Source organism: Occallatibacter sp., assembly GCF_049802275.1.
Classification (GTDB): domain Bacteria; phylum Acidobacteriota; class Terriglobia; order Terriglobales; family Acidobacteriaceae; genus Telmatobacter.
Genome location: NZ_JBARMD010000118.1, coordinates 1 through 9,913 on the forward strand (window position 1 = coordinate 1; position 9,913 = coordinate 9,913).

Annotated in this window: 10 protein-coding genes; all 10 read left to right on the forward strand. The window is 58.0% G+C overall.

Annotated elements, in window-relative coordinates; all coding sequences use genetic code 11:
• A partial coding sequence (locus tag WA354_RS03905) for a hypothetical protein (protein ID WP_472811701.1) occupies positions 1 to 314 on the forward strand: 314 nt, incomplete at its 5' end.
• A gap of 20 nt (positions 315 to 334) precedes the next feature.
• Positions 335 to 1,162: a hypothetical protein gene (locus WA354_RS03910; RefSeq protein ID WP_472811702.1), complete on the forward strand. Its 828-nt coding sequence runs from the start codon at positions 335 to 337 to the stop codon at positions 1,160 to 1,162.
• A 27-nt stretch (positions 1,163 to 1,189) separates the two neighbouring features.
• Entirely contained in the window at positions 1,190 to 2,248 is a 1,059-nt protein-coding gene (locus tag WA354_RS03915; protein WP_472811703.1) for a sensor histidine kinase, read from the forward strand.
• On the forward strand, positions 2,245 to 3,012 hold the full coding sequence (locus WA354_RS03920) for a LytR/AlgR family response regulator transcription factor (RefSeq protein ID WP_472811704.1): 768 nt from the start codon (positions 2,245 to 2,247) through the stop codon (positions 3,010 to 3,012). The genes WA354_RS03915 and WA354_RS03920 overlap by 4 nt, the downstream gene beginning before the upstream one ends.
• 272 nt (positions 3,013 to 3,284) lie before the next feature.
• On the forward strand, positions 3,285 to 3,998 hold the full coding sequence (locus tag WA354_RS03925) for a gluconate 2-dehydrogenase subunit 3 family protein (protein WP_472811705.1): 714 nt from the start codon (positions 3,285 to 3,287) through the stop codon (positions 3,996 to 3,998).
• An 85-nt stretch (positions 3,999 to 4,083) separates the two neighbouring features.
• Complete coding sequence (locus tag WA354_RS03930) at positions 4,084 to 5,652, forward strand: GMC oxidoreductase (protein WP_472811706.1); 1,569 nt, start codon at positions 4,084 to 4,086, stop codon at positions 5,650 to 5,652.
• Between the two features lie 214 nt (positions 5,653 to 5,866).
• A complete protein-coding gene (rnc, locus tag WA354_RS03935; RefSeq protein WP_472811707.1) occupies positions 5,867 to 6,673 on the forward strand; it encodes a ribonuclease III in 807 nt (268 codons plus the stop codon).
• Entirely contained in the window at positions 6,670 to 7,455 is a 786-nt protein-coding gene (gene lepB, locus WA354_RS03940; protein WP_472811708.1) for a signal peptidase I, read from the forward strand. Before rnc ends, lepB (WA354_RS03940) begins: the two co-directional genes overlap by 4 nt.
• Before the next feature lie 54 nt (positions 7,456 to 7,509).
• Positions 7,510 to 8,331 (forward strand): signal peptidase I, encoded by an 822-nt coding sequence (gene lepB, locus WA354_RS03945; protein ID WP_472811709.1) that lies wholly within the window; start codon positions 7,510 to 7,512, stop codon positions 8,329 to 8,331.
• A 45-nt stretch (positions 8,332 to 8,376) separates the two neighbouring features.
• A partial coding sequence (locus tag WA354_RS03950) for an AsmA family protein (protein WP_472811710.1) occupies positions 8,377 to 9,913 on the forward strand: 1,537 nt, incomplete at its 3' end.

Genomic DNA, 9,913 nt, shown 5'->3' on the forward strand with positions numbered 1-9,913 from the left:
CGGCCGCCTGGATTGACAACGACTTCGGAGCAGGACCTGGCCGTCCTACATTGAGCTCGAGTCGTCATACAATCGAGCCGGCTCAGCAGTTCGCACTGATTCTACAGACTGCGATTGGGGCCAGGGCCGAGGCGCCGCAGTCGCCGCATTCGGTTGCAGTGTTCCTACGCCAGTTACCTAATCCCCGCCGCCCGCAGAAGATGAGGCGACGCGCTCACGATTCGTCTGCCTCAAAAGGCCAGCAGTCGGGAATACGGGCCATTCGTCGCAAACAAGATGACTTCGCCCGTGCGCCGGTCGAAGATTGCGGCTGAGAGAGGTAACACAAATGCGAATGCAGATCAGAACCTCGCTGTTGATCGCCGGACTTGCCCTGGGAACAGTAACCAGTTTGCCAGCCCAGTTGAAAACGGCACAAACATGGAACCTGCCCCAGGGAACGACCGTGAAGGACAGCGGTCCTCGAACCTACAGATTTGTTGTGGACTACAACACCGCCAACACCAAGGGAGAAATGGTATACCGCCAGCGCGTCACCGGCGAGTACACACGCGGACTTCCGGGAGGCGAGGTGATGTGGAAGAACGTAACCATGGCCAACGCGGTTGGTGCCACTGCGTCATTCGATGCGCCTCAGAAGAGCGACTTCATGGAGGGATTTCGCTATCGCAATGACATTGCGAGCACCATGACGCCGGACTTCTTCAAAGGATTCCCTCCCACTGCCGTGATGCAGCGTAATCTGGTTTGGGACACGAGCATGATCGAGATGTTTGGCCAGAACCACTTCGATCAGCTGAAGCTTAACGAGCCCTACCAGATACTTTCCAACCAGGACGTGAAAATACCGGACGTGGGTACGTTCCGCAACCACAACGTAGTGCTGGAGTGGATCGGTCGTTCGCAGAGAAATGGCCAGGAGTGCGCCCTGATCACGTACCAGGCATTCTTCAATCCAGTCCAGATTGCTACCGGCGGAATGACCTTGACCGGTCGCAGCGATTATTGGGGGGAGATTTGGGTATCGCTTGAGACCAAACAGATTGAGTACTCCACACTGAATGAGAGCGTGGTGGGAGAGATGAAACTGCCCGGCCAGGACGCCGCACAGGTTCTCAACATCTTCCGCAGCGGAACCTTCGAGCCTGTGGACGCAAAGTAGAGAACGGCACCGAACGAGGCATCCCCGATGAGCACGACAAAGGGTAACTGGCTGTTCTCTCTGGTCTGGATCAATGTCGCGGTTGCGACTGTAGTTTTCGTTCGCATCATAGGAAACCAGATTACGAGTGGGCGGGATCTTCTCTATGAGTTGGGGTATTCACTTCTCTTCGCAAACTTGACAGGCGTTCTTGGCTTTTTGGGAATCACCGCCATTGCGGCGAGAGTGCAGGCCCGCAAGATTCCCCTCATGCCCACTTTGTTTCTCTGCATCCTGGTTTTCGTCCCGGTAGGTTGTCTGGCTGCTGAAACTCTGTTGATGGCGTTCGGTGTGATTGCTCCGCACCAGTTTTGGCCTGTCTACCTGAACACTCTGCGTGTGAGTCTTCCGTTGTCGGCAGTGTTTGGTTTAGGCGCGCTGGTTCACGCGTTGTTGCGCGAACGCCTGCGAGCCACGGAGGAGAAACTGCACGAAAAAGAAGTAAGCGAGGAGCGGACAAAGAAGCTGGCAGCAGAAGCGCGTCTCAGCTCGCTCGAATCGCGCATCCATCCGCATTTCCTCTTCAACACGTTGAACTCGATTAGTTCAGCGATCGCCGTCGATCCCGCAAAGGCGGAACAGATTGTGGGGAAGCTGGCGGTGCTCTTGCGGGCTTCACTCGACAACAGCAATCAAACCTTGATTCCCTTGCAGGAAGAGCTTGCAATGGTCGAGAGTTATCTTGAAATCGAAAAATCGCGATTTGGAGAAAAGTTGCGAGGTTCTACCGAGGTGTCCGACGATCTGCGCAGCGCCAGGGTACCTCCCATGTCCGTGCAGGCGCTGGTTGAGAACGCCGTGAAATACGGAATCACTCCCCAGCGTGGCGGTGGAGAAATTCTGGTGGCTGCCTTCGAGCAAAACGGGAATCTCAGAATCGAAGTTCGTGATACCGGCCCGGGATTCGACATGACCGCAATACCCGCCGGTCATGGACTCGATAATCTCGTGGAGCGACTCGATGCGCTGTTTGGAGACAAGGCACACCTGAATGTATTCAGGCGGGACGGTCAATCTGTGGTGGAGATGGTGTTACCGCACGTATGAAACTTCGCGCCTACCTGGTGGACGACGAACCGCCGGCCCTCGAGCGGCTGCGGCGGCTGCTGGAGCAGACTGACCGCGTGCAAGTGATCGGTAGCGCCACCGAACCCGAGGAAGCTGTGACGGATCTGTCTGCCGATCCTCCTGATGTGTGTTTCCTCGATATCGAGATGCCGCGCATGAATGGTTTCGAAGTGCTGGCGCGCCTGCCCAACCAGCCCATCGTCATCTTCACCACTGCCTACAACCAGTACGCGCTGCAAGCGTTTGCTGTGAACTCAGTGGATTATCTGCTGAAGCCTGTCGAGCCGGAGTTCCTCGAACGCGCTCTCAATAAGGTTGAACGCTTGCGAGGGTCGCCGGATGCGCAGCCTGACTTCCCAAAGTTGCTCCAGCAACTTGCCAATTCCTTGCGTGAGACAAAGCCGGAATATCCTGACCGCATCGCGTCTCGTCTCGGAGATCGGCTCTGGTTTCTCGACCTGGTCCGTGTGACCCATTTCTACGCAGAAGACAAGCTGACCTTTGCCGTCTCTGAAGGCAAGATCTACTGCGTGGATCACACGATTACGGAGCTGGAAGACAAACTCAATCCCAGACAGTTTGCCCGAATTCATCGCGGAACGATCGTAAATCTCAGCTGGGTCAAGGATGTCGCTTTGCTTACTGGAGGCACAATGAGCGTTCGCCTCAGAGACAACAAAGAAACGGAGTTGACGGTAGCACGTGACCGTGCACGAGAGTTCAAGACGAGGGTTGGGTACTAGCTCGAGATGCCAACCCGATCCGGGTTGTAGGTTTAAGTCGCAGTCTTCAGATTTCAGTAAAATTGCTCTAATCAGGGACTCTTCCTCAAGGGCGAGAACACTCCGAGGCGCTTTTAAATATTGGCTAAAGCTACTTTCCTTCGTTCCGGCGGCTTCAATCCAACGGGATCAAGAGCTGGGTGCAAAGTCATCGGAGTTGGGGCGGATTTCCAGAATGCTCTGGACGAGGAGCGGACTGGCGTTTTAGCGTGGATAGGTTCCCTGGAGGATCAATGCTACGACGTGATTTTGTTCGCGCCGTGATCGCTGTCGGTGCTGCTCCCAAGGTCCTGTTGAGTCAACAAACCACAACGCCTGCAACGCCGCTGCCGGCGCCTGTGCCGTGGCAACTGGGGCTGAATCCGAAGACGCCGATTCCTCACGTAGAGGCCGCGGACGAGGTGGCCATGGCGGAGCTGCGTTTCTTTTCGCCGCAAGAGATGGCGACGTTGACGCGGCTGAGTGATGTGCTGATGCCCCCGATGGGGGAGAAGCCCGGTGCAGTGCAGGCGCAGACACCGATGTTTCTGGATTTTCTGATTGGCGACTCGCCGGACGCGCGCAAGCAGGTGTACCGCGAGGGGCTTGACTGGCTGGATGCGGAGGCTAAGAAGAGATTCAATGTGGAGTTTGCGAAGTTAAGCGATGCGCAAGTGGACGAGTTGCTGAAGCCGTGGCTCCGCACGTGGATGAATGATCATCCGCCGGCCGAGAAGCATGCGGACTTTATCAACATTGCGCACGACGATATCCGCACGGCGACGGTGAATTCCAAGGCATGGTTCACAGTTCCGGAAGTGGGCGCGGAGCCGAGGACGGCGGTGGAGCTTTACTGGTCGCCCATCGAGCCGGATGTTTCGCTGGAAAAGGCGGACTGTGCAAATGTTCCGCCGCACGTGCAGGCCGCACCCAAGGCGGATCATCCGATGCCGTCGTATCCACGATAGAGACAGGGACTAGGGACTAGAGACGAGAGAACAGGGAACGCGGAACGCGGGACCAAGGGATTAGGGAACAGGGATCAGAAACTAGATGCTGAATGAAACTTATGATGTTTTGATTATCGGGTCGGGGCACGCCGGAGGAATGGCTGCGAAGATTCTGACCGAATATGGGATTCGCTGCCTGATGCTGAATGCGGGACCTGTGGCCGATGTGAGCCACGACGCGGAGAAGAAGCCTGCGTTTGAGCTGCCGTTTCGCGGGTTTCGTCCGCCGGGGAGGCTGGAGCATGTGTTTCAGTCAAACGAATTCAACGCGAATGTGTGGGTGGATGAACAGGAAGTTCCGTACACGATTGAAGATGGCCAGCCTTACAACTGGGTGCGGGTGCGGTTGTTCGGCGGGAGGTCGTTGTTCTGGTCGCGGCAGTCGTTCCGGCTGAGCGATTACGAGTTCAAGGCGAAGTCACGCGATGGATTCGGCGAGGACTGGCCGATCAATCATGCGGATCTGTCTCCGTACTACTCGCGCGTGGAGGGAATCTTCTGCGTGAAGGGCGCGATGGATGGGCCGCCGCAGATGCCGAACGGGAATTTCATCCTTGATGATGCGCCTTGGAGCTCGGCCATGCAGAAGTTTATGGCTGTGGCCAAGCCGCGCGGGGTCCCCGTGTGCAAGCAACGGACGGCGCTGGGGCGGGATGGGCTGGCAAGCTCGGTGAATCTGCTGCTGCCGGACGCGGAGAAGACGGGGAAGCTGACTTCGATTGCGAATGCCGTGGTGCGCGAAATTACGGTCGACAAGAATACAGGATTACCGAATGGATGCAATTTTGTGGATCGGCTGTCGCACCGCGAGATGAGCGTGAAGGCGCGCGTGGTGGTGCTGGCGGCGGGAACGCTGGAGAGCACACGGCTGCTGCTGAATTCGAAGCTGGCGAATTCAAGCGGGCTGGTGGGGCGCTATTTGATGGATCAGATCTATGGCGCGGGGGTGGTGTGTTCGGTGCCTGAAGCGCGCAATGGAAAGAGCAAGGGAGTGATGGGCTCGTCGGCGATCATTCCGCGATTCAGGAATATTGATTCGAAGAGCGCAAATTTTCTGCGTGGGTATGCGTTCAACACGACCGCTTCAACCGGGGCGTTGGGGGCGCGGAATTTTGCGGCTTACGGCGCGGAGTTGCAGAGAAAGATGGACGAGTACCACGGCAGTGGCTTCCATATGACAATCATGGGCGAGGTGCTGGGGCGGTACGAGAATCATGTGCGGATCGACAAGGACCGCAACGATGCGTGGGGAATTCCGGTGCTGCACGTTGATACGAAGTACACCGATAACGAATTCAACATGGCGAAGGATGCCGTGAATACCGCGTGCGAACTGGTGGAGGCATCGGGATTCGAGGTACTGTCGAAGAATGACAAGCCGAATCCGCCGGGATACAGCATTCATGAAGTGGGCACGTGCCGGATGGGGAACGATCCGAAGAAGAGCGTGCTGAACAAATTCAGCCAGTCGCACGACCACAAGAATCTGTTTGTAGTGGATGGAGCGCAGTTCACCAGCGCCGGATGGCAGAATCCGACAATGACGATTTTGGCGCTATCGATGCGGGCATCGGAGTATCTTGCGGGCGAGATGCTGCGGCAGAATATCTGAAGCGCCGCCCTAACGCGAAAATTCGCTAAGCCCAACCCTGTTTGTCAGATAGGGACGTCGTGTGTCACTGCGGTCCGGCTTCATTTGGATCCGGCAGCACGTCTAATGAATAATTAGGGTGGTTGCGGTTCTTTGAGGTTCAACCCTGCCCCAGCGCGCGGGAATCCCTATAACCGGGGAGGGCCTCCTCAAAGTTGCAGCCCCAGAGGAGTAAGTGGAAGCAGTTTTGACTGAATTGGAAGCTGCGCTTGGACATGGCTTTGCCAAGGCTGAGCTGCTGGTGTGCGCGTTGACCCACCGGTCGCTGGCCAATCAGCAGATTCAGGCGATCGGCGTAGATGCGACCGCAGCCGCCATGGACAATGAACGACTTGAATTTCTCGGTGATGCTGTCCTGGGCCTGGTGGTGGGAGAGGCATTGTTTTTGAGCCATCCCGAGTGGCAGGAGGGCGAACTGACGCGAGTGCGTGCGCAACTGGTGAGCCGGCAGCACATGGCCAAGGTGGCGAAGGCGATATCGCTGGGCGACCATTTGCGTCTGAGCCGTGGCGAAGATCGCAGCGGACTGCGGCGGAAGAGCACAGTGCTCTCAAACACGATGGAGGCAGTGATCGGAGCACTGTTTCTGGATGGGGGCCTCGATCCAGTGCGGGCTTTCGCGTTTCGCTATGTTATGGGGGATGCGGTGGAACAACTGGCTGAGCAGTTGCGTTCGGGTGCGGCTTTGGGCAACTATAAGTCGGCGCTGCAGGAACGATTGCAGGCGGAACGGTCTGGCGCTCCGGTCTATCGCGTGAAGAGCGAAAGCGGTCCCGATCATCGCAAGCGGTTTCTGGTTGAGGTGCGGTTGAAGACGGCGGAAGGCGAGCCGGGCAAGGCGCTGGCACGCGGAACGGGCACGACAAAGAAAATTGCCGAGCAGGATGCTGCACGACGCGCGCTGTCACGGCTGACGAACAGTACTACCGCCTGGAACGCTGACGCGGAAATTGCGCATGAGGAGAAGGAAGAGACGGAGTGAGTTCCCCCACTCAATTCGCTAATGCCCCTTCGCGCACTTCGACGCACATCTGGCACCACCTGCCCACGGTGCCGGAGGCGCTGGCTTCGCTGATGCGTACCGTGGTTGTGGCGCTATTCCTGTTGACCTTTTTGGTCCAGCCGTTTCTTATCCCGTCGGAAAGCATGGAGCGTACGCTTTTGGTCGGCGATTTTCTTCTTGTAAACAAGCAGGTCTTTGCGCCCGACAATCGCATTTCCGAACACCTGTTGCCCTACCGGCAAGTGCAGCGCGGCGATATCGTCGTGTTTCACCATCCGCAGCCACATCCCTACCTGGTGAAGCGGGTCATCGGAGTTCCAGGTGACCATCTGCGCATCGAAGATGGTCGCGTAGTGATCAACGATGTGCCGATGAACGAGCCCTATGCGGCGTTTGAGCCCGTCGCCCCGGGCCAATTCAGGGACAACTTTCCGGCCCGGGTCTATACAGATCCCGATGTCGATCCGGAATGGTGGAAGCAGATGCAAACTCTTACGCGGAACGGCGAGCTTGTAGTCCCGCCTAACGAGTACTTTGTGCTTGGGGACAACCGAAATCATAGCTTTGATTCGCGTTCCTGGGGATTTGTGCCGCGCGAGGCCATTATTGCGCGGCCGCTTGTGATCTATTTCTCGCTGCGCCGGCCATCGACAACGGATGTAAAGCAGGCCACGGATGATAGACTCGGACACGACAGGGAACTCTCGGCACGCCTCGCGGCATTTGCGCGTTGGAAGCGCATTTTTCGCGTAGTTCATTAGCAAAGCTGGGAATCCGCAGAGTAGCCGCCAGCCATCTGGGCACAGAGCGACAGGATGACCACCAAAAATACGCCGCCGGCCAAGACGCCGCCCGAGATTGAGACTGCCCCCGAACAGAAACCCCACGAAGAGACGCCCTTTGAGGCGACGGCGAGCATCTGCTCGGTGCTTGTCGTGGGGCTGTTCATCCTTACGTTTCTTGCGCAGAATTTTGTAATTCCATCGGGGTCGATGGAACAGACGCTGCTGGTGGGCGATCACCTGGTCGTCGACAGGATAACGCTGGCGCCGCCGACCAAATGGATGCCCCTGGTGCACTATCGCGAGCCGAAGCGCGGCGACATCGTGGTATTCATCAAGCCGGGGGAATTGGACGCAGACGGCAAGCCGACGATTATGTTCCTGGTAAAGCGGCTCGTCGGCGTACCCGGCGATCATCTTCATCTGCGCAACGGGATCGTGATTGTGAATGGAGTGGCGCAGAGTGAGCCGCACGCGGTGCCGACCACTCCGGAGAACTATCGCGATTACCTTGACGACTTTCCCTCTGTGCCAATGACGGTTGACCTGGGGGCAACGGAGCGGTGGGCCGTGGAAATGCCGAACCACGTTGTGGATGGCGATCTGGTGGTTCCACCGGGGAAGTACTTCATGATGGGCGACAATCGCCATGACAGCCTCGACTCGCGCTTCTGGGGATTTGTTCCGCGGGAGAACATCGTGGGGCGGCCGCTATTCAACTACTGGTCGTTCCGAACGCCCGAGCACCAGTTCGATGAGACCGGGGTAGGCAACACCGTCGCGTGGATGGGGCATGTGGCGTTGCACTTCTTTACCGACACGCGCTGGAAGCGGACGCTGCACCTTGTACGCTGAGAGAGGCAGTTGTCAGTGATCAGTTTTCGCGATGATCGGTGAGAAGTGAAGACGCAACTGATGACTGACTCCAGGCCACTGACGACTGACCAGACCATGACGGAAGAAGCGCAAGGCCGGGCACACTGGCGATCAAAGCTATGGATCGCGGCGCTGGCGTTGACGATTCTGGTGTCGGTCATCGTGATTCCTCCGCTAGTCAGCATCACTCGCTACAAAACCCGTATTGCGCGCGCAATGTCGACTTCCCTGGGCCGGCCTGTGCGCATGTCGGGAGTCGAGTTGCGGTTGCTGCCTCGTCCAGAATTCGTGATCACCGATTTGATCGTGGATGAAGATCCAACGTATGGTGCAGAGCCGGTATTGCACGCCAACTCGGTAACGGCGGCGATACGGCTGTTTACGCTGTGGCGGGGAAGGCTGGAGATCAACCGCATCAGCGTGGACGAAGCGAGCCTGAACCTGGTGCGGACCACCGAGGGAAGATGGAATCTTGACACCTTGTTTCGTACCGCATCGCACTCGCAAGCGGAGGGAGTGAAGGCGGGTCGGCCGATTCCGCTGCCTTATCTTGAAGCTACCAACTCACGCATCAATATCAAGCGGGGATTCGAAAAGTTGCCCTATTCGCTGGTGAATGCGGATCTCTCGTTCTGGGAAGAGAACCCGGGCGACTGGCGGATACGTCTGAAGGGGCAGCCCGCGCGTACGGATGTGAGTCTCGACCAGGCCGACACCGGGATTGTGCAACTGGAAGGGCGCATGCGCCGTGCGGAGGAATTGCGTCTGATGCCCATGCACGTCGAGATGGAATGGCGCGAAGCGCAGTTGGGGCAACTGAGCCGGTTGCTGATCGGGTCAGATGCGGGATGGCGCGGGGACGTGACGGCGGAGATGAAGCTTGATGGTACTGCGGATGCCGCCAATGTGACGACGCGGTTGCGGGCGACGGGTGTGCATCGGGAGGAGTTTGCGCCGGTGGCGCCTCTGGATTTCGATGCGAATTGCGGGTTCTCGTATCACTATTCGGCGCGCACCATTGAGAAGCTGGTGTGTGATTCGCCGCTTGGCGATGGGCATCTGCGCCTGGAGGGTAACTTGCCGAGCGATGGCCAGCCGAAGCTGTCGCTGGAGCTTCAGAAGATTCCGGCGCAGGCGGTTCTGGATGCTTTGCGGACGGTGCGGCAGGAACTCGGCGCGGGACTCGAGGCTGATGGAACGTTAAGCGGCAAGCTCACCTACGATACGACCGCGCCGCCAGTTGCGACGCCGCAGGTGAAGCCCTTACATCGCGGCAAGAAAACGATGGCGAAACAGGCGCCTGCAGCACCGGGGCCCCTAAGCGGAAGCGTCACGGTGGATGCGCTGAAGCTGAGCGGCGGTGCACTGGGCCAGCCAATCCAGATCCAGAAGGTGGTGTTCGAGCCCTCAGTGGGAACGAATGGACTGGGAAGCGAGTTGGCTGGAACGGCGAATGTGCCGGCCGGAGCGCCTGCGCCGCTGGTGTTTGCATTGCGGCTGACGCAGAGCGGATACCAGGTGACGGCTCGAGGGTCCGGGTCGCCGGCGCGAGTACGGCAGT

What these genes read in the sequence shown, in the direction of transcription:
- WA354_RS03910 (WP_472811702.1), top strand. Translation starts at nt 335, where the DNA reads ATGCAGATCAGAACCTCGCTGTTGATCGCCGGACTTGCCCTGGGAACA.
- WA354_RS03915 (WP_472811703.1), top strand. Translation starts at nt 1,190, where the DNA reads ATGAGCACGACAAAGGGTAACTGGCTGTTCTCTCTGGTCTGGATCAAT.
- WA354_RS03920 (WP_472811704.1), top strand. Translation starts at nt 2,245, where the DNA reads ATGAAACTTCGCGCCTACCTGGTGGACGACGAACCGCCGGCCCTCGAG.
- WA354_RS03925 (WP_472811705.1), top strand. Translation starts at nt 3,285, where the DNA reads ATGCTACGACGTGATTTTGTTCGCGCCGTGATCGCTGTCGGTGCTGCT.
- WA354_RS03930 (WP_472811706.1), top strand. Translation starts at nt 4,084, where the DNA reads ATGCTGAATGAAACTTATGATGTTTTGATTATCGGGTCGGGGCACGCC.
- lepB (WP_472811709.1), top strand. Translation starts at nt 7,510, where the DNA reads ATGACCACCAAAAATACGCCGCCGGCCAAGACGCCGCCCGAGATTGAG.